The organism is Paenibacillus sp. FSL H3-0286, from assembly GCF_045040705.1.
Classification (GTDB): domain Bacteria; phylum Bacillota; class Bacilli; order Paenibacillales; family Paenibacillaceae; genus Paenibacillus_AQ; species Paenibacillus_AQ odorifer.
This window is the reverse complement of the sequence record NZ_CP150285.1, coordinates 5,372,124-5,391,565: the sequence shown is the minus strand read 5'-3', so window position 1 is coordinate 5,391,565 and position 19,442 is coordinate 5,372,124. Positions and strand designations below refer to the sequence as shown.

Below are 19,442 nucleotides of genomic sequence, written 5' to 3'. Positions count from 1 at the left end.
GGATTTAAGTCTGCACTGGATGGGAGAACGGTTATGGGACAGGGAGATGCAAAGTGGAATGAAATGGCGAATCGCTTGATGATCGCCTTAGATTACCCTGATGTTGCAGGGGCAAGAACCTTGATTGACAAGCTGGAAGGGATTCCTTGTTATATGAAAGTGGGAATGCAGCTTTTTTATGCAGCCGGACCGGAATTCATTAATGAACTGAAATCTCGGGGGTATTCTGTATTTGCAGATGTCAAAATGCATGATATTCCTAACACGGTAAAAGGCGGGGCAGAAAGCCTTACGAACCTCGGTGTGGATATGTTTAACGTACATGCCGCAGGAGGCTCAGCGATGATGGCTGCAGCCCGGGAAGGCGCTGCTTCAGTAGTTAATGCGAATGCTGCGCTTAAAATGCCTTTGATTATTGCAGTTACACAGCTGACCAGCACGAGCCAAGAAGTGATGAATAACGAAATTGGAATCGCAGGAGACGTAGCAGATACTGTAGTCAGATACGCTAAGCTGGCAGCCGCTGCAGGTCTGGATGGAGTGGTGGCTTCACCGCAAGAGTCTTCAGCGATCGCAGAGGCTTGTGGGCCCGCATTTTGTACAGTTACACCTGGTATCCGGCCAGCAGGTGCATCCCTAGGTGACCAGTCCCGGGTGATGACGCCGGGCAAAGCGATTCAGCAAGGCAGCCACTTTCTGGTGGTGGGCCGTCCTGTTACAACTGCGGCTGATCCACGTCAAGCAGCACTAAATATTATTGAGGAGATGACCCTAGCATGAGTACATTAAATAGAAGTGAACAAGTAGCAAGTTATCTGCTTACGATAGGAGCAGTGGCACTGCGTCCGCAGGAGCCTTTTACCTGGACCTCTGGTATTAAATCCCCGATCTATTGCGATAACCGTCTGACTATGGCTTACCCAGAGGTACGTAACTATATTGCTGATGCCTTCGCTGAGCTTATTAAAAGCCAGTATCCAGACGCAGAGGTGATCGCAGGTACAGCAACCGCAGGCATTCCTCACGCAGCTTGGGTAGCTGATAAACTTAATCTGCCAATGGCTTATATCCGCGATAAAGCTAAAGGTCACGGCAAGCAGAACCAGATCGAAGGACTGATTAAGCCGGTGCAAAAGGTAGTCGTTATCGAAGACCTGATCTCCACTGGCGGAAGCTCCATCAAAGCAGCTCAAGCTGTGCAAGAAGCAGGCGCAGAAGCGTTGGCTGTATTGGCAATCTTCAGCTACGAGCTGGACCGTGCGGTGGATGCTTTTGCCGCAGCTGAAATGCCATTACAAAGCTTATCCAACTACAGCACATTGATTGATGTGGCTCTTACACAAGGCAAGATCGCAGCTACAGATGTGGAACTGCTGAAATCTTGGAGAAAAGATCCTTCCGCATTTGGCGTTTAAACTAAATATCTGATTATAGTTTGGACGGGCCTCTCACTTTTTGGTGGGAGGCTTTTCTTTTTAACTACATTGAGTGTAATAAAAAGGAAAGCGTAAAGCGCACTCAGCTGTGTAGTTGCATGAAGTATGCTGCTATTTATTGCAAAAAGATGCAATGATCCAGCCGCGGCAGGTGTAAACTCTGGCATTCGGGATTCTGAAACTCTGCTGTTATGCGCTAACGCCCTATGCTCTGGCTCTGAACACTCTGATACTCTGCTGCTCTGCGCTAACGCTCTGCGCTCTGAACGCTCTGACACTCTGCTGCTATGCTGCTATGTGCTGTCGCTCTCCGCTCTGACACTCTGCTACTCTGCTGCTATGTGCTGTCGCTCTCCGCTCTGACACTCTGCTACTCTGCTGCTATGTGCTGTCGCTCTCCGCTCTGACACTCTGCTACTCTGCTGCTATGTGCTGTCGCTCTCCGCTCTGACACTCTGCTACTCTGCTGCTATGTGCTGTCGCTCTCCGCTCTGACACTCTGCTACTCTGCTGCTATGTGCTGTCGCTCTCCGCTCTGACACTCTGCTACTCTGCTGCTATGTGCTGTCGCTCTCCGCTCTGACACTCTGCTACTCTGCTGCTATGCGTTATCGCTCTCCGCTCTGAACGCTCTGACACTCTGGAATACTATACTCTGCCCCGGTGATTCCATCGCGCTGTCGTCTCAAACACCGAATAGTTGCAGTTTTTGCACTTAAACTAACCTTCCTTAAAGGATCTGGCGATATAGTTGCACTTTGTGCAATTACATCCACCAGATAATCGCCGAAAGCACCTAATAACGTTTTTTAACTGCACATAGTGCAATTAAAAGGAGAAGCACAACACACTCAGCTGTAATAGTTGCACAAAGTGCAATTATCCTGTCGCAGAAGGGGCAATTTGTGCCGGTCACATGAAATGTAGCAGGTTAGTCAGTAGGTTAGTTAGTATGGAAGGAAAATGCTGTATTGGTAAAAGGAAAAGTAGAGTGGAGAGTAGGGTTTTGGTGTTTGCATTCACATTTCACATCTACATTTACATTTATATTCACGTTCTGACACTTGGCTGACCTGTGCTCTGTCGCTCTGGTATATTGCGATCTGAAACTCGGGATTCTGAAACTCTGCTGCTATGCGCTGTCGCTCTATGCTCTGGCACTCTGCTACTCTGCTGTTATGCGCTGTCGCTCTACGCTCTGAACGCTCTGACACCCGGTGATTCCATTGCGCTGTCGTCTCAAACGCCGAATAGTTGCAGTTTGTGCACTTAAACTAACCTTCCTTAGAGGATCTGGCGATATAGTTGCACTTTGTGCAATTACATCCACCAGAGATCCGCCGAAAGCACCTAATAACGTTTTTTAACTGCACATAGTGCAATTAAAAGGAGAAGCACAACACACTCAGATGTAATAGTTGCACAAAGTGCAATTATCCTGTCGCAGAAGGGCATTTCTGTCTCCTCAGGAAACTCGCGGAACATTTTTTATAGAAATAATATGAAGAAATCGTAGCATAACTTTAAACAGCCTGTAACTTCCCCTCCTGAATAAAGCTATATACTGTTACTAGAATTATGGGTAATTATTCATAAGGTGGATGGATTGAGTATTTTATGGGAGGGTTCAAGAATGAATCATATAAATAATAATAGAAGGCTATGGCGGCGCTGGTTAAGCTTTGGAATATGTGCAGCACTCCTATTGCCTTTAATTTCTGAAAGCAGGCATACAGCTTGGGCGGAGGCTTCTAAGCCATCTGCAGAACAGCGCGTGTTACGTATTGGCAGCCTCTGGTCTGGAGAGGACGATTCTTCTTTTCGTCAGCAGTTTACAGATATGTATGAATTGCAGCATCCTGAAATCAAACTTGAGATTATTCCAGCCATTAATATGAATGAGCTTCGTTTTGACAGCACGTATCCAGAGGTTAACCCAGATAATCTGGAGAATATCCGAGCAATTATGGGCGGTGCACAGCCGGTTGATGTAATCGTCGGTGATAGTACATTGGTTAAGAGTTTGGTGGAACATAATCTGGTGCAATCGCTGGAGCCGCTTATCGTACGAGATCAATATGATTTAAGCAATATGGCGCCTACGATGCTAAGTGGAGTTCGTGAGCTGGGTGGAGGAAGTCTTTACGCGTTAGCGCCGACCTTTATGTCGAGTGCGTTATATTTTAACAAAGGTATTTTTGATGCTGCTGGTGTAGGTTATCCGACAGATGGAATGACTTGGGATGAAGTGTTCGCGCTGGCCGAAAAGGTGACCAAGAAATCGACAAATAAAGATAAGCGTATATATGGCTTTTCGATGAACCGTTATATGAGCGATCCTTTTTGGGATATGCAGACCTATGTCTCACCGCTGGAGCTTGCTATGTATGACAACAAGGGACATAAGATGGAGGTAAATCAAACACAGTGGAGTCAAGCTTGGACGACCTACAGCCAATTGGTGAAAAAGCAAATTACACCTGGGTTAAACGGTATGGATTTTATAGAAACAGAACGGAGCTCCTATAGTCCTGTCCAAGGGGATCTTTTCCTTACCGGAAAAGCTGCAATGGTAATTGGAGAATACGATTATCTTAATGAGCTTACAGGTGTGAGCCGCAATGCAGCAAAGATCAAAAATTATAATCCTGTCGATTGGGGTTTCGTTACCGTACCTACTTTTAAGGAGAAACCAGGAGTGGCTGTAGGTACTTGGGTAGGTAATATGATGGCTATCAACACTATGGCTGCTAATAAGGAAGATGCGTGGGATTTAATCAAGTTCGTCAACAGTAATGAAGTAGCCAAAATTAAAGCCCATACCCGCGGGGAACTAACTTCCCGTAAGGATTACATTACCACACAGGTACCTTCAGTAAATTTGGAGTCCTTCTATACGCTCAAACCATTACCAGCCAATGATCCTTTGATGAACGTCCTACAAACACAGAAGCCTGGAATTAGCCGTATTAACGATGTTGGGCGTCAACTGTTCACAGAAGTTTATCAGGGCAAGAGAACGGTCGAGAGTGCACTTAAAGCTTGGGAGAAGCAAGGGAATACGATGCTGGGTACGCTCGAAAAAGATCCCACATATTATTTTGACTCCATAGGGGATTGAGTTTTGGAATATGTAGCAGCCACCGGATTTCCGGTGGCTTATTTTGTGGAACTTGGGCATGATAAGTTCAGAGCAGCGTAAGATTAATTTGCGAAAAGGAGAAGAGGGCATCATGAATTGGATATACTTCGCGAAACTGTTCAGAACGAGATTTCAAGCAGGCTGTTTGGCAAAAAGACTGGAGCAAGATGGCTGGATTTATGGCTATCATGACCCAAGTTTTGTGGAGATTTATCGATCCCGCAAAGGAAGATATGGGGTTAGATTTTTGCCTTGAGAACTTTTACAAATTCATCCTTGACGTAGACCCAATTTGTACTGTATATTATTTAATGTCGCTGTTTGAATATTATTTCTGACGCGGGGTGGAGCAGCCCGGTAGCTCGTCGGGCTCATAACCCGAAGGTCGCAGGTTCAAATCCTGCCCCCGCAACCAATTTTATTACAACAGCAATTGTACATTCGGATATTTTTAGATCCGGGCCCTTAGCTCAGTTGGTTAGAGCGGTCGGCTCATAACCGATTGGTCGGGGGTTCGAGTCCCTCAGGGCCCACTTATCAAAAACCCTTACTTTGTAAGGGTTTTTTGCTGTCTGTAGGTTCCCTTGTAAGTAGAAGTGGAAGAGTTGGAAAAGCGACAAAATAGAAAATGATCACATTTTGGTCACGGCGTTATTAGATCCTCTGGTTTTATCACAGATCATCTGGAAAACGGTAAAAAGTATGTATTCTGTGGAATTGCCCTACTCTTGTAGAGGAAAGGGGACAGTCATGACATATAGACTATTAAGTAGCAAGCACCATACGCCGTAGATTTTGATTGAATTAAAAGCATGTCCAATACGCTGAAATTGATGATTTCTTTGAACAGGTTAATGCTGAATTTTGATAAGAAGCAATAGAGGATGCCGCATATTCGCTCGGCATCCTTTATTGAAGATGGAATACTAACTTAACAGCCTTTTAATTTATCATCAGAAGTTGATTAATAGCTTATTGATTATCCCCAAACCAGATGTTCTCAGTACCGGTCCGCGTGTCTGTCCATACGCTCACTAGACGGCCTGTTTGGGGGACGATGGCATTACCGATGTAGTCCCCAATTAGGGGGATGCCGGTGACGTCAAAGGAAGTTGTTGTTATCCGGGTGTTTGTATACGTCATACCGCCATCTCTAGAGGTTGCTAGATAAACATCAAGGTTGAGGGGGTTGACTCGATTAGTGTAATAGGTAACGAATATTGCACCATCCGCAGGGGATACGGTGATGGCTGGGAAAAAGTTTTGGGAGCCCACCGGACTACCTGTAATGGATATTGGTGCCCCCCAATCCACACCAAAATTGGTGGAAGTGGCAAGAAAAATATCGGAATAACCTTCTCGAAAATCTTGCCATACAGCATAGACATTCCCTCGCGTCGTCGGTGCATTAGAAATATCTGCTGCGAGGGAAGGGTATGTCAGACATCTAAATGTATATCCCGGCAATGGATCTGGTGGGACTACAACGCTGGCGACCATGGTTTCAGGAGTAAAAATGACCCCACCGTCTGAGGATGTGCGAATTTTAAGATCAGTATTACCGGGAGGCTGATTGATCCATCCCACGATAACAATCCCATTTAATGTAATTGCTATACCGGGGAATTCTTCGAATTCTTCGACCGAAGACAGCAGGGAGGGACTGGAATAGGTACTACCGTTATCTAGGGAACGATTGAAGAATATCGTATTTCCCGGTATGAATTGTGTGTTGTAATCATGCGTATAACCAGTATATACATTTCCAAAAAAGGGACTTGATCCAGCTTTGTCGGTGACAACGACCACCTGATCATCATTTACAAACTGCCCAAACCCTTGATTCACGATGACTGGAGGTCCGAATGAAGAGGCATTGTCGGCAGATGTATAGGAAACGATCGACCCGCTGAGACCGTCTGAATCGAAGGCGTGGGCTAATACTACGAAAGTGGTCGGGAAAATATAATCAATATGTGGTGCTTCGATGCCTGCAAATCCTGTCGGTAACGGCAATAACGTTGTTGTCCAAGTGGCACCTGCGTCAATAGATTTGTATAAACCTATATTAGGAGGGCCTAATCGAAGATCTACAGCTACGGCAACCATAACTGAAGGATTAAGCCAATTTACCGCGATGGTGGGCTCAAACTGAACGCTTGCGCTCGGCGAAATTTGAATATTAGCCATGCTAAGCTCCTTTCGTCAGAGAGTTTTCGGTACTTATGGGTTCAGCTGAGCTATGAAAGTAAGTTCGGATTGCAGCACTCTTTGATGGGGAATGACGTTTCCTGACGAATCCGTTCCGAATACCGTGATAATCGTGTCTGCCGGTGCGTTTCCAGTTACGAGAAATTGGACTTCATAAGCTGAATTGCCTGCGATATTAAAACCGAGAAACTGGCTGGTGTTAGCATTAACGTTTAATGAGTTGGAGTAGACTAAACCTTTACTAACCAAGGTATTCCATACGTAAACGTGATAGACTACGTTAGATGAAAAACTAAGGTTGTCATTATCGATATTAATGAGCACGTTGGATGCTGGGGTAGTCCCTGTGTTCGTAATGATGCCTGTTGTTGTTGCCATGAGCTTCACCTCTTTATTAGTTTGCTATATATATATGAATTGAGATTCATTGTGTTTGGACAAGGGAATCAGAAAAATCGCGGAAATGAATACTGAGAGGTCTAATTAGGTGGGGAAATACAAATAAATTTTCAGAAATCTGAAGATAACTTGATTATAAGTTGAACAGCAATTGACGATTTTTACGACTTCTCTGCCACTGCTGCTCTTGTAAGGCGCATGCAGGTAACTATTCGTTATCAGCGAGAATTTTAAGAATTTTAAATAGAAGGTCTGACATTCATTTTAAATAAATGTTATAATTATAATATCAGTGTGTAGAGATATTGGTCTTTTTTATTGGGCCAAAAATATATGTCTCATGATACGTCTGCCATCTGAAATATTATTCACGGAGATGACAAACATGCATGGAGACACAAGACTGCCCAGAAACGGAAAAGAAGGTATACTATTTTTACTCATTATTTCAATCATTTCAGTTAACACTATTGCCCCTATTATTGTGGGGTTGGAACGCGGCTTCAGTAAGGAAGTGTATATAGATACACTAAAGGTTATTCCGTTTATGTGGATGATCGTAGTTTTATCCGTAAGATTAGTTGCAGGACCGATTGTTGGAAAAGTGATGCCGAAATTCATGGGACAAACCGATGGATTTAATGCAAGGATTCTGTTGAATACTTTATTGAATGTCACAGTGTTATCTATTTTACTATCAATTATCGGCACATGGGTTGGGACGAAACAAATAAGCCTGGATCCACTTAAAAACTTCCTTCACATCTGGCCGAGAAACTTTGGAATAGCATTTTGGATTGAACTGTTGGTTGCGCAGCCGATCGCAAGATTTGCGATGAAAACATTACACGCAAGACAGGATCGTAAAACAGAAAGTGTAAATGCGTAACTAGCTAGAGTGTAGTAGACTAATAAGAAATTCAAGGAGCGTCCATGGTGGGCGTTCCTTTTTTGTAGCAATCGGAAGTGGAGAGAGACCCTGTGTTCTTTTGAAATTTGATTCGATAACAATTACGTGAACGATGCTTCTCCTGTCGGACACAGCTGACCCTTAAAGCGGTTTTTTTCCACATTTGCAATTCTAACGGACTCCATAGTCGCTATGGGCATAAAAAGTACCGCATGTGAGCCTCTTTCTAGGCATTAGCGTCCATGGAGTCCGAAACCATGCTCTTAAGGCTGAAAATCAGCAAATAGCGACATCTGGGTCCGATAGCTCGAGGTGGAGGAGGTTAGTTCGTTAATTCGTTAATTCGTTAGCTCGTTAGTGCCGTGCTCTTCATAGATTTAGTTGCAGAAATTACAATGAGAAGCAGCTTTTAAAGGAACAATCAGTAGTCTCACCTCTACAACCAGCATATCTAGTATGCGAGTTCATAAACCATTCAGTAAAGCATAAAACGGCACTGCTCCAAACCATGAAATGGTTTTGAAGCAGCGCCGTTTTTGTTAGCAGTCATCTAAATTGTCCAATGGAGAGCAGGGCGACCGAAACGAGGTTCTCAATTGCTTCCGATCGCAGCCCCAGTCGCAGTTCCGATCGCAGTCCCGATCGCAGTCCCGATCGCAGTTCTGATTGCAGTCCCGATCGAGTCCCGATCGCAGTCCCGATCGCAGTCCCGATCGCAGTCCCGATCGCAGTTCTGATTGCAGTCCCGATCGCAGTCCCGATCGCAGTCCCAACCGCTATCCCTGGGTTTCCACCAGCATTCCTAAAGTTTCATGCTGTTCCACAGCTGCTGGAATGCCCCGGATTCGACCTCGAAGAATACCGGTGCTTGACCGTAGCGTACAAGTCCTTGACCGAACAGCGTCAGCTCTACTCGGGCGTTGTCTTCCAGCTGTAAATAGATGATCTTGCGGTCTTCGCTGTCGTAGATGCCTTGCTCGATCAGCGGCTCTGCTGCCAGCGGTTTAGCCGCTTGGAGGGCTGTCAGGAAGCTATCAAGCGCCTCGCCATTGGCGAGTGGCGCCTGCTGCTGGAGGCCGTTGTTCCAACTGTTGAAGCTTTCCCATTGAGCTGAAGTAACTCGGCCTTCAAGATTCAGCTTGCCGAACAGGTCGGCGCCGCTGTTTATGGTGATGCCGTTCGTGTGCTCATACAGTTCGGCGAATACCTCGCCGTTGATTACCGAATAGGACATAATCAGAAAGCTGGAGTCATAGCCCTTCACGGAATAGAGATCCGTTTCGCCGATGTTCGAGGCTAACTCAATATATTCGTCGTTACCGCTCCATTCGTTGATGCCGCCTGTAGTGCGTCCCAACTTATCACCGCGCAGAGCAGCAGCATCGGCAGCGTCAATGCGAGTCGCTGACTGTGTATAAATATTATTTTTATACACGACCAAGGCGATCATATCTGCCTTCACGCCAGACTCCTTATCTGGCAGTTTCAGCTTGGGAATGACAATGCTGCCGGATGTAGCTGTGCCTGAATTGCCAGCATTGCTTGCTCCCGGAGTTACCTGGGCAACCTGCACTGGGGAGCTCTGACTGTTCAACTGCTGCCATATACTAGGCCCAGCCAGACCGATTCCTGCGGCGAGCACGACACTTGCTGCGATATAAACGGTTTTGCGCGGACGCTTCCGCTCCTGCCGCTGCTCTATTTTATTGAACAATTCTTTTTTCATCTCTTCACCTGGTTTCATCGAATCCACCGCTTTCTTATATGTTGTTCGAAACTGATCTTCCTTCACTGTGGTTCCGCTCCTTCCAGCTCCAGTTTTAACAGTTGCCGTCCCCGCTGAAGTCTCATCTTCACGGCAGACTGACTAATCTGCAGAATCTTGCTGATCTCCTGGATGGGATAGTCCTCGTAATAATAAAGATGGATTACGGTTTTATACTTCATGGGCATCGCCATAACTAACTGCAGCAGAGCCCAATCCTCGGGGCTGTCTGCCGCAATTGGCTCAGCGCTCTCCAGCTTAACCTCACGCTTGCGCCAGCCTCTGCCCAGTAGTGTTTTACAATGGTTGGTGATTACCCGGATCAGCCATGCCTTCTGATGTTCGGCATCTTTGAACTCCGGCGCTTTTTCTATTAGCTTGATGAAGGTATCCTGAGTGGCTTCTTCGGCATCTTGCCGGCTGCCTAGATGGACCAAAGCGATCCGGAAAAGCATATCTGCGTAGATTTCGTAACTCTTCATCACATGATTTCCCGGCCGGGTCATGGATCGCTGCATGATACTGTGCCCCCCTTTACCTATAACACCATTTAGGACGGCATTAGGTCACATTTTGTTCCTGAGAAAATTCCTTTGTGTTTGAGCGTAAAGAATGCCTATTCATAAATTATCTCCACAGGCTTACGGACTCAGAAGTCGTTATTTGCATATTTATAGGCTTTTGAGCAGGTTCGCGGACTCCAGTGACGCTATTCCTTAAAAAGGAGGTCTTATATGGTGTTTTTCATGCCAATAAAGGCTATGGGGTCCGCTACACTTTGAAATGGAGGGTTATACCGCGCATAAGATCAACTGTGTCCGATAGCTGCTAAGAACCACGCCAATGTTATCTGTAGTCAGTGGACCTAATGTATAAAAAGGGGCTTCGTTACAAGTTTCAAGTTGCTTATCCATATCCTCTTTAATCAAGTGCATCGGCGCATGTCCTGGACCCTCTACCATCACCTGTCTACGCAAACGATGTTTACCTATTTAGAGCAGGGAAGATCAAAAAAACGCGTTTGCCCAAGCAGCCATGATGCTGACTGCTGAACAAACGCGTCTTTTTAATAGGGCAACTCCTTCACGGGAGATTTTCCTCGATATGTTTATATGTATAGCTCGGATTATTACCTTTAACAGGAGCCCTGCTGTATTGAAAGATCCTTCCATTTTCTTTTCGATAAAAGTATCTTGCGTAGGGTTCGTCTGCAAAAATCACCGTGGTACTTACGAGGGGAGCTTTGGCAATCTGGGTGTATACTTTATCAAAATCTTCTTTCTTATAATTTCTCGTCTCTACTAGATAATGAATGACTTCTCTGTTCATATGATTTTGGAAGTAGTGGAAGGCTAAGGATGTTATTCCATAGATTAAAAGGATTAGAACGATGAAGATTAGTTTTGTTTTTTTCTTCATTAATTCCCTCCATATAAATAATTTGTATATAGTATAAGATAATATACTGAGACTGGTATGTCATTCATAGATATATGACGCAGGAGGAAGAGAAAATACTGGAGCTGGAGCAGCAAATTAAGATGCTGGAGGACCAGGCAAGTCCGAGGCTGCCGGGGGTGAAAATCTTTTAGTTTTTAATATGGGGTTTTGTAGGTGTATTCGTTATTCTAATTCTTATTGGTGTGATACAGTTTGTATTTGCATAACAGATTATACAAAAAGGCAGCAAATACTGATAGTAATCCAGGCGTAAGCGAAAGAAGAATTGCCGGGACATACTATATTTGCTGCCTTTTAACTTATGAAGAATAATGATTCTCTTTTAGTCCTCTTTGGGTTCTTGTAATAAAATGGAGAAGGTCCCCGTTTCGTGATCCACCTCAATCGTCTCAATGCCCACGAAATCCGGGATTTCGGGGTGTACTGCATCTACATTATAATCCGGATGAGTCAGTAATAATTCAATTACTTTAATGGCTTCCATGTCGTTCCCCCTCACGAGAAATTCCACCATAAATGAATATGCAGAGCACTATTGCAACCAAGCTTATTATCTCCGTGATCCGTTGCGAATATGTGTCAGTCGTTCTTCGTTTCTTCCCATCACGGCCAATAATTGCCCTTGGAACACACGTCTTTGGATCTGATCAATCCGCTGTAAGGCTAGCTCGGCAGGAACTTGAAATTCTGCTGCGAGATAGGAGATGGCATCCTCTCGTTGCTCAGGCAATGTCATGCGGGAGATCATGGAGTAAGGCATCGCCGCATACAAGATAAAACGCTCGGATTCATCCTCCTGTGCCCGCGTGAAATGCTCTGGCATCAAGGTCTGATTATCACTGCCATGGCGAAGGAGGTGACACAGTTCATGAAGAAACTCTAGCCGTTGAAGATTGGCTGGAAGGCGGTTGTCGATAAACAGGCTGTACATCCCTGCAGACGCTTCAATGCTCTTGCTTCTCACATCCAAATAATGAACCCAGATATTAAGCCGCTCTGCAATATACGATATTGAAATTTGTGAAGGCTGATGAAGATTTAATCGCTTGTATAAATCCTCCGTCCATTTCTCAAGCACAGTCATTTGATAATATGATTTCATGTTCTCCAACTTATTCACCTCGTTTAAAATCACTAATAAATCACTAATGGGATCGTATGTTCGCATAAATGCGCAAAAGAAAAGCCCGAAGGGCTATGTAGAGTAAAAAAAATGCTAAGGATACACAGGAACATTCGTTCTCATGTATCCTTAGCATAAAGCAATTACACACTAATATCAAGTGTTTTTCCCAAATTCGGAGCAACGCTTTTGCCCAGCATTTCCACCATGGTTTGGCTCTGGGTTTCAGCCTGATTCTTGGCAATATTCATGACCTGTATCCCAACATTTTGAGCTAAGGATGCTTGGCTCATTGCCATTGATAATGCAGCTATATCCATATTGCACCTCCTTTGTGTATATCCTGTTTATCGACTGTCCACCTTCAATTCATTAGGTGATTGGCATTTGTTTGCCAATTCGCCCAAACGGCTTATCTCCTTTTTACATATCTTGTGCTGTAGTCATTAATCATTAGGAGGAATTGAAAATGGGAATGGAACATGGTTGTGGTTGTAACGTAGGTCCGGTAGTAAGTCCAGCATCAGTAGGTCCGGTGTGTAGTCCTTGGACTTCAACAGGAGCAATTCTGGTACTTTTCATCTTGCTGGTTATCATCACTAAAGCTTGCTTATTCTAAGTTAGCTGATGTGCAGTGTAGCCCCATCTGGCGAATGCCAGGTGGGGCTATTCTGTTGCCTGGGGCTGGTCAGACAGACCGTTATTTAAACATAAATTCTACCCGGGTTCCGTCTGCATAATCCTCCAGCTGATTGCCAACCCAGCTTCCAGCCCCGCGGTTATCGCTTGGCGTTATGTATTCAATGTCGGCACCAACGCCGCCTTCCTTACACATAGCCATTGGCCATTCATCCCGGTCATACCCCTTTTTAGTGGGAATCCCTTTTAAGGACTCTTTACGGTTCTCTTCAGCCTGCTCTCGGTTAATCGTACATGTGGCGGATTCACCTTTCGCAATGGCATCCTGAATATGTTTGGCGGTCTCAGGATAGCGGTCTGATGGGAAGGTTAGCTGAACAACACTCGAATCGGATGGAGACGAGGGGTCTGTAGGCTCTCCGTTTTGTTCAAACCAGTAACTAGCCAAAGCAAGTAATGCAACAATGATGAGACTGGAGATCCATTTTCTTACTTTCAATTCTGCTCCTCCTTTTTTGGCACTTAAAATAGTATATCTTATATCATAATTCAGTGCGATTTAATATAATTAGGTAAAATAAAGGAGGACGGAACTGGATATGGAGTACATAATTACCATTGAGGATCAGACGCTTATTGCGGCTGCCGAAGATATAATTACCAGGCGTTATGAATGGGGACGGCACCATGTGGGTGCAGCGCTTCGTACTAAAACAGGAGAGATTTTTACAGCGGTACATGTGGAAGCCAGCATGGGGAGGATTACAGTCTGTGCAGAGGCGATGGTGATTGGCAAAGCGATATCCGAAGGTTATAAGGAATTTGATACGATTGTTGCGGTAAGGCATTCTGACCCAGACAGCGAGGAAAAAGAGATTAAAGTAGTCTCTCCCTGCGGCATGTGCCGAGAGTTAATTGCGGATTATGGAATAGACTGCAAGATAATTGTATCGGAGGATGACCGATTAGCTAAATATGAAATCACTGAACTATTGCCTTTAAGGTACACGAGATAAGAAAAAAAGTAATGAGGAGCCGCGGAGCTCCTTTTTTTGTTGAGCCGTGAATTTATTCAGCAGTTCCTTATATCGTCCCAACTTATTTTACAACTTCATGTCCATTCGCTGAGTTCATGTCATTATTGTCCCCATACTATAACTTAAAAAGATTTAAAAGGATGGTGAGAATAGATGGAGCAGCGGATTATTCGTCAGATGGTTGATTCAGCATCAAGGTTCGTGGGCGATGTGCAGTGGCAGATGGCTTTTCGCAGATTACAAATGGCTCCGGCGGATTCGGGGCTGTCGTCCTCGGCTCAGCTATTGCTGAATACCCTCTATTACTTGCAGGGAAAGGGTGTGATAAGCGGCCAACATGATTATTTGGAAAGTGCAGACGAGCTCATGGAGAAGCTTAAAAATACGAGTGGGCAATATGCTGCGCTTCATGGCTACGAGCTGGGCGCAATCAATAATCAGTCACAGGCTCTAATTGACAATCAACGGAATTGGGTCGTCAGCAGTGCGATACGCTGGTCTAGGGCCGGCGGGATCGTAACGATGTGTTATCACGCTGCATTACCGGGGACAGCGCCAACTTGGGGGAATGTAAATACGAGCCTAAGCAATGCTGATTTTGATAAATATATAACCCCAGGTACCACCCAGTATAATGCTCTGTTAGCTGATCTGGATAAGATAGCCTTGTCGCTGAAAAAGCTTAATGACGCAGGGGTTCCTGTACTTTGGCGGCCGTATCATGAAATGAATGGTGGATGGTTTTGGTGGGGGCAAAAGAGCAATTACGCTGCATTGTGGAGCCTTATGTTCGATCGTTTTACCAATTATCATAAGCTGCATAATTTATTGTGGGTTTGGAGTCCAAATGCAAAAAATCAGTGGTGTGATGAGCCGGCAGAATACTATCCGGGCAGTGATAAGGTAGATGTGCTGGCGCTCGACATTTATGACGCGGATTTCAAGATTAGTCATTATGATAATTTATGGGATCTGGGTCGTGGCAAGCTGATTGCGATTGGTGAGAATGGAGAGCTTCCGTCTGCTGAACTGTTGTCCAAAACACAGCCCAAATGGTCTTATCAGCTGACCTGGGGGAAACTCCTCTATGAGAAGAATACCGATGCTGTGATAAAAGCTTTTATGAACGATAAAATGGTATTCACACGAGAGGAGTATGCTGCTGAGGCCGCCGCTTTCGCTGCTATCGGGGATAGTGTGCTGGAGAGTGGATTATGTGGCCAATATTACAATAACATGACGCTCAGCGGCACGCCTGCACTGTTGCGTACGGATGCCAATATTAACTTTTCATGGAGACAAGGTTCGCCTGATCCTGCCATTCGTGTAGATGCGTTCTCTGTGCGGTGGAGTGGGAAGCTGACGGCTGCTTTTAGCGAGGTGTATACCATTTATTCCTACTCTGATGATGGGATACGGGTATGGATTGATGGCGGGCTAGTCATTGATAGTTGGGTGAATCAGAGCGGCCAGGAACGAAAAGGGAGTATAAACCTGATTGCAGGTAAGCCGTATGAAATAAAGGTGGAGTATTATGAGAATGCGGGCGACGCCCGGGTTGTTTTGCAGTGGGAGAGTCCGAGCCAGATCAAGGGGGTTATCCCAGCGGGGGCATTTTATCTTCCATAAAAAGAGTACTTCAAGTATGCAAGCGCAAGCAAAAAGCCCCGGTTTTCCGGGGCCTTTTTACGTATGAACGTCTTAAATTTGCTCGCGGTAGCTAATGTTGTTGGCGATCTTCTCGTCACGAACGGCTTTGCGCAGAACATCTTTGACGGTTTGGGCATCATGGATTTTTCGAAAAAGAAGCTGAGGCGCTGAGGCATCATCAGAAAATACAGTTAATGACCCAATGCCAAGCATCCGGTCCATGATAGACTGTTTTACGGATAAATCGCGTACGCGCAGCAATTCGATTTCTTCAACATTTTTACCGATAAGTCCGGTCTTTACCATAATACGCTGACTTGTAATGGTATATGAAGTTGTGTTAAGTCCTACGATTCCTTTGAGTCGATCCGAGATGCCGGCAGGTTTGCCTTTCCAGAGCACGACTTCTTGAATGACATGATTATCTACTGCGGGTCGATGAGCGGTTACTGGAGCAGTGCCGTCAAGGCTGGTTCCACATTCTCCACAAAATTTAGCGCCCTGCTTGTATTCCGCTCCACAGGTGGTGCAATAAGGCATAAATACTCTCCTTTCCTGATCACAATTAAAATAATTATAACATAACAGTCATTTTACATATATTTCATTTGCGCTTTACACAAACCGACATTATCCTGTTAAGTGGAGGGATAAATAATGAAAAAAGCTTTACTAATAGGAATGCTGATGATGACTGTCATCCTTAGCGCCTGCAGCAATAATTCAACTTCATCGGCACCTGCCACGGAGGAAGAAGTGCAGGAGACCGTGCAAAACTTCTACAATGAAATGTCTAAACTTGAAGAGTCAGGAAAAACTTCTTTAGCGGAGTTCAACGAAGCCATTGCTGGTTATTCAGCAGGAGAACTCACGGACAAGCAGTTGGAGAAGAAAATTAAGCAATTCCAGAGTACCGCAACTGATTTATCGAATCAAGCCGAGAAAGTAAAAATTTCCTCCAGCTTGCCTGAAGACATTCGTAAGTTGCTCGAAGAGTCTAAAGTTGCCTTTGAAAGTGCTTATTCTTTAAAAGAAGAGGCCTCTCAAGGCGCTGATTCCGCAAACGTTACGGCTGAGCAATTTAATGAATTGAATCAGAACGCTGATGTAGCGATGTTATTCGGTATTTCCAAGCTTAACGAGGCAAGAGAAGCAACAGGACTTATAGACTCCGAAGGTCAGGCTACCTCAGAGTCTGGGGACGTTGTTCAAGAATAAATCAAATCAGGCGCTGTGCAGTTTATCTGTCAGCGTCTTTTTGCTGCGAATTTTAGCTTGAATAGATATACATTAATATATATCTTTTGAATAAAGAGTGACCCTTAAAAAGGTATCTTTTTCCTGATTATTGATTAATATGCGAAGATGCGGATATAATACAAACATACGTTCGTGTTGAGAGGAATAGATATATAATTAAGGAGGGGTTACCATGGGCAAAAAGCTGGAGAAAAACGGGCTGTGGGAAAGCAGCCGCATGATGCTGCCGGAGCATAAGATACGAATTATAAGAGATGAACGGGAAACGCTGCGCCGCATCAAGCCTATTCTGGATGAGCAGAAGCTGGAGGAGATTGAATGTACACTGGCTTTGTCGTTGCGGAGTCATGTACGAGTGACAGTTGTTCTTTTTGACCCTTTTGAAAATACGATGTTAAGTGGTTTTGTGACTTCCATTCACACCCACTCGCGTGAGTTTAAGCTGCAGTGGGCGGAGGAATGGAAGTGGATCGATGTGGATGATATTGTCGAGGTCTACATCGTTTAATGCTGAGAACCGTTGCCTTCGCTTTTCTCATAAGCGATTAAGGTAACGGTAGGATTACCGGTCAGATGTGCAATGGAAGCTTCAGCATTCCGAATAATTTCCAGTGCTTCTTCCTGTTCACTAAGGGCTGCAACTTTATAGCTATCGCTATGAATATCCATATGTCTCCCACCTTTCGTTAAATATTTTGTCCTTTTTTGTGGAAATCATCCTAAAGGGGACAGGGGTACAGGCAAATAGGGCAGCGGCATCATTGAATATACCAAAGGGGTGATTCTATGCTGACTTTGGAGCAATTGAGGGAAAAATCCGCGGCGCGTCTGGTCGGGCTTCATCCTGTCTTGGCGGCAGGTGCGAATGTTTTGATTCAGCAAAGCCATGCGAGAGGAGTCCCTATCGTTATTACTCAGGGTCTACGGACCATTGCTGAGCAAAATGCTTTGTATGCGCAGGGTAGAAGCAAACCAGGACCGATAGTTACCAACGCTAAAGGCGGTACCAGCTATCATAATTATGGTCTTGCGTTTGATTTTGCGCTTTTGCTGCCGAATGGCACTAGCCTTTCTTGGGATATCAATCGTGATGGTGATAAGGATAAGACAGCGGATTGGCAAGAGGTTGTACAGGAGGCTAAGCGGCTTGGTTTAGAATGGGGCGGGGACTGGACCTCTTTTAAAGATTATTCACATCTGCAAATGACTTTCGGTTTAACTATAGATCAACTTCGGGCAGGTAAACGTCCAACGACGGACCAAGCCAAAGAGGCTTTAAAAAAGATTACCGGAGGGGATGATCAGGTGAACAAAGACGTTACAGTGACCATTAACCTAAACGGCCGCAAGCTTACCGATGGCGTTCTTGATACCGGAATAACCTATGTGCCCATACGTGCGCTGGCTGAGGCGCTTGGAGCAAAGGTTACTTATGATGCTGTGACTAAGACAGTTAATGTAGTAAAAGAGTAAAACCACCATGCATAGACAGTGCCGTCCAAGGGGAAATTATCAGTGATAACTAACCTTAAAGGGAGGCATAACACTGTGAACAAGCTGATAACAAGCCTTGCATGCGGTACTGTATTATCAATGAGTCTAATGGGAGCTAGCTATGCATCAAATGCCGTGGGATCAGCAGCATTGGGCGGTATCCCAGCCGCGAATACCGGGATGGATGGGACTGCGGAACACACTCGGATGATGAACACGGAAGGCAATCTAATGAACGGCACCACGGGAACGCTGAATCAGCATGAGAGCATTATGAAAGATAAGATCCGCATCGATGATAATTACAGACCTAACAACTACAACACCGATAACTACAATGACACCCGAAATAACTACAGAACCAACAGCACTGTCAACCCGGCAACCAACACCACACAGACCGGCAAATACCGTGCAACTAGTACAACAACGAATGCTGCAACTAACAAAGGATCTAACTGGGGCTGGCTCGGTCTGCTTGGACTTTTGGGTCTTGCCGGAATGAGAAGCAGAAGTGACGAGCGTAGATAATCCGCGTTTATAATAACCCGTATCGGTTCTGGCTGAACGGGTTATTTTTATTGTGAATAAATTTTTTTCGAAAAAGGATTGCGCGTTATCGATATTCATGATATTATATTTCTTGTCGCGTTATATGTGAACAACGTATGAAGCTTCAACACATAATATGCCGGGGTGGCGGAACAGGCAGACGCACAGGACTTAAAATCCTGCGGTACGTGAGTACCGTACGGGTTCGACCCCCGTCCTCGGCACTAGAAGAACAAGGGTTTCAGCTCATTAGAGCTGGAACCCTTGTTTGTTTTTAAGATGGTGTGCTAACATTTTGCTAACGGCGCCTCTTTTTTGGTGTAGATTCGAGGTTTCCGGTACGCTAGGAATGATGCTTGTATC

The 19,442-nt window shown here is 45.0% G+C and carries 23 protein-coding genes, 3 tRNA genes and 1 pseudogene; 15 read left to right on the top strand and 12 right to left on the bottom strand.

Features of this window, described 5'->3' with window-relative positions; all coding sequences use genetic code 11:
• The first annotated feature begins 33 nt into the window (after positions 1-33).
• From pyrF to MHB37_RS24175, 6 genes are all read left to right on the top strand, one after another.
• Positions 34-780, top strand: coding sequence for an orotidine-5'-phosphate decarboxylase (gene pyrF, locus MHB37_RS24200; protein WP_076146022.1), 747 nt, complete (start codon positions 34-36; stop codon positions 778-780).
• Positions 777-1,415 carry an orotate phosphoribosyltransferase gene (gene pyrE / locus MHB37_RS24195; protein WP_405168623.1) on the top strand — a complete coding sequence of 213 codons (639 nt, stop codon included), beginning with the start codon at positions 777-779 and terminating at the stop codon, positions 1,413-1,415. Before pyrF ends, pyrE begins: the two co-directional genes overlap by 4 nt.
• A gap of 1,654 nt (positions 1,416-3,069) precedes the next feature.
• On the top strand, positions 3,070-4,557 hold the full coding sequence (locus tag MHB37_RS24190) for an ABC transporter substrate-binding protein (RefSeq protein WP_405168622.1): 1,488 nt from the start codon (positions 3,070-3,072) through the stop codon (positions 4,555-4,557).
• A gap of 112 nt (positions 4,558-4,669) precedes the next feature.
• Positions 4,670-4,834: a hypothetical protein gene (locus MHB37_RS24185; protein ID WP_167347621.1), complete on the top strand. Its 165-nt coding sequence runs from the start codon at positions 4,670-4,672 to the stop codon at positions 4,832-4,834.
• An 82-nt stretch (positions 4,835-4,916) separates the two neighbouring features.
• Positions 4,917-4,993: transfer RNA gene (locus MHB37_RS24180), tRNA-Met, on the top strand.
• Positions 4,994-5,037: 44 nt separating this feature from the next.
• A tRNA-Ile gene (locus tag MHB37_RS24175) sits at positions 5,038-5,111 on the top strand.
• Positions 5,112-5,550: 439 nt separating this feature from the next.
• Here MHB37_RS24175 and MHB37_RS24170 read toward each other — a convergent pair.
• Both MHB37_RS24170 and MHB37_RS24165 read right to left on the bottom strand, forming a co-directional pair.
• Positions 5,551-6,768: a sialidase family protein gene (locus MHB37_RS24170; protein WP_076128840.1), complete on the bottom strand. Its 1,218-nt coding sequence runs from the start codon at positions 6,766-6,768 to the stop codon at positions 5,551-5,553.
• 33 nt (positions 6,769-6,801) lie between these two features.
• Positions 6,802-7,167 carry a hypothetical protein gene (locus MHB37_RS24165; protein ID WP_076128842.1) on the bottom strand — a complete coding sequence of 122 codons (366 nt, stop codon included), beginning with the start codon at positions 7,165-7,167 and terminating at the stop codon, positions 6,802-6,804.
• Positions 7,168-7,573: 406 nt separating this feature from the next.
• Between MHB37_RS24165 and MHB37_RS24160 the strand changes: the two genes are divergently transcribed.
• Positions 7,574-8,077 (top strand): hypothetical protein, encoded by a 504-nt coding sequence (locus MHB37_RS24160; RefSeq protein WP_076128844.1) that lies wholly within the window; start codon positions 7,574-7,576, stop codon positions 8,075-8,077.
• An 823-nt stretch (positions 8,078-8,900) separates the two neighbouring features.
• Here the strand turns inward: MHB37_RS24160 and MHB37_RS24155 are convergent.
• From MHB37_RS24155 to MHB37_RS24125, 7 genes and pseudogenes are all read right to left on the bottom strand, one after another.
• The gene (locus MHB37_RS24155) at positions 8,901-9,890 is read right to left on the bottom strand and encodes a hypothetical protein (protein ID WP_405168621.1); all 990 of its coding nucleotides are present in this window, start codon (positions 9,888-9,890) and stop codon (positions 8,901-8,903) included.
• Positions 9,887-10,381: an RNA polymerase sigma factor gene (locus MHB37_RS24150; RefSeq protein WP_076220021.1), complete on the bottom strand. Its 495-nt coding sequence runs from the start codon at positions 10,379-10,381 to the stop codon at positions 9,887-9,889. Before MHB37_RS24150 ends, MHB37_RS24155 begins: the two co-directional genes overlap by 4 nt.
• 330 nt (positions 10,382-10,711) lie before the next feature.
• Positions 10,712-10,831, bottom strand: a pseudogene (locus MHB37_RS24145) (phosphomethylpyrimidine synthase ThiC); the annotation flags it as partial.
• A gap of 115 nt (positions 10,832-10,946) precedes the next feature.
• A complete protein-coding gene (locus tag MHB37_RS24140) occupies positions 10,947-11,282 on the bottom strand; it encodes a DUF3139 domain-containing protein (RefSeq protein ID WP_076302540.1) in 336 nt (111 codons plus the stop codon).
• 364 nt (positions 11,283-11,646) lie between these two features.
• Positions 11,647-11,808 (bottom strand): hypothetical protein, encoded by a 162-nt coding sequence (locus MHB37_RS24135; protein ID WP_155288176.1) that lies wholly within the window; start codon positions 11,806-11,808, stop codon positions 11,647-11,649.
• A gap of 66 nt (positions 11,809-11,874) precedes the next feature.
• On the bottom strand, positions 11,875-12,426 hold the full coding sequence (locus MHB37_RS24130; RefSeq protein ID WP_036683410.1) for an ImmA/IrrE family metallo-endopeptidase: 552 nt from the start codon (positions 12,424-12,426) through the stop codon (positions 11,875-11,877).
• A gap of 164 nt (positions 12,427-12,590) precedes the next feature.
• Positions 12,591-12,767, bottom strand: a complete 177-nt coding sequence (locus tag MHB37_RS24125) for a YjfB family protein (protein WP_076098563.1) — start codon at positions 12,765-12,767, stop codon at positions 12,591-12,593.
• A gap of 149 nt (positions 12,768-12,916) precedes the next feature.
• On the opposite strand from MHB37_RS24125, the gene MHB37_RS24120 reads away from it, so the two are divergent.
• On the top strand, positions 12,917-13,066 hold the full coding sequence (locus MHB37_RS24120) for a hypothetical protein (RefSeq protein ID WP_155288175.1): 150 nt from the start codon (positions 12,917-12,919) through the stop codon (positions 13,064-13,066).
• An 81-nt stretch (positions 13,067-13,147) separates the two neighbouring features.
• Here MHB37_RS24120 and MHB37_RS24115 read toward each other — a convergent pair whose 3' ends face one another.
• On the bottom strand, positions 13,148-13,585 hold the full coding sequence (locus MHB37_RS24115) for a DNA-entry nuclease (RefSeq protein ID WP_405168620.1): 438 nt from the start codon (positions 13,583-13,585) through the stop codon (positions 13,148-13,150).
• A 100-nt stretch (positions 13,586-13,685) separates the two neighbouring features.
• On the opposite strand from MHB37_RS24115, the gene MHB37_RS24110 reads away from it, so the two are divergent.
• On the top strand, positions 13,686-14,102 hold the full coding sequence (locus MHB37_RS24110; protein WP_076103796.1) for a cytidine deaminase: 417 nt from the start codon (positions 13,686-13,688) through the stop codon (positions 14,100-14,102).
• Between the two features lie 174 nt (positions 14,103-14,276).
• A complete protein-coding gene (locus tag MHB37_RS24105; protein WP_076279279.1) occupies positions 14,277-15,752 on the top strand; it encodes a glycosyl hydrolase in 1,476 nt (491 codons plus the stop codon).
• Between the two features lie 72 nt (positions 15,753-15,824).
• Here MHB37_RS24105 and MHB37_RS24100 read toward each other — a convergent pair whose 3' ends face one another.
• The gene (locus MHB37_RS24100; RefSeq protein WP_076128858.1) at positions 15,825-16,313 is read right to left on the bottom strand and encodes a PH domain-containing protein; all 489 of its coding nucleotides are present in this window, start codon (positions 16,311-16,313) and stop codon (positions 15,825-15,827) included.
• 117 nt (positions 16,314-16,430) lie between these two features.
• Between MHB37_RS24100 and MHB37_RS24095 the strand changes: the two genes are divergently transcribed.
• The gene (locus MHB37_RS24095) at positions 16,431-16,991 is read left to right on the top strand and encodes a hypothetical protein (RefSeq protein ID WP_076128860.1); all 561 of its coding nucleotides are present in this window, start codon (positions 16,431-16,433) and stop codon (positions 16,989-16,991) included.
• 214 nt (positions 16,992-17,205) lie between these two features.
• The gene (locus MHB37_RS24090; protein ID WP_076128863.1) at positions 17,206-17,541 is read left to right on the top strand and encodes a YolD-like family protein; all 336 of its coding nucleotides are present in this window, start codon (positions 17,206-17,208) and stop codon (positions 17,539-17,541) included.
• On the opposite strand, the gene MHB37_RS24085 is transcribed toward MHB37_RS24090, so the two are convergent.
• Positions 17,538-17,702: a hypothetical protein gene (locus MHB37_RS24085; RefSeq protein WP_169744799.1), complete on the bottom strand. Its 165-nt coding sequence runs from the start codon at positions 17,700-17,702 to the stop codon at positions 17,538-17,540. The genes MHB37_RS24090 and MHB37_RS24085 overlap by 4 nt on opposite strands.
• Positions 17,703-17,819: 117 nt before the next feature.
• On the opposite strand from MHB37_RS24085, the gene MHB37_RS24080 reads away from it, so the two are divergent.
• From MHB37_RS24080 to MHB37_RS24070, 3 genes are all read left to right on the top strand, one after another.
• Complete coding sequence (locus tag MHB37_RS24080) at positions 17,820-18,506, top strand: M15 family metallopeptidase (RefSeq protein ID WP_036683338.1); 687 nt, start codon at positions 17,820-17,822, stop codon at positions 18,504-18,506.
• A gap of 75 nt (positions 18,507-18,581) precedes the next feature.
• Positions 18,582-19,058, top strand: coding sequence for a WGxxGxxG-CTERM domain-containing protein (locus MHB37_RS24075; RefSeq protein WP_405168619.1), 477 nt, complete (start codon positions 18,582-18,584; stop codon positions 19,056-19,058).
• A gap of 159 nt (positions 19,059-19,217) precedes the next feature.
• Positions 19,218-19,303: transfer RNA gene (locus tag MHB37_RS24070), tRNA-Leu, on the top strand.
• The last annotated feature ends 139 nt before the right edge of the window (positions 19,304-19,442 follow it).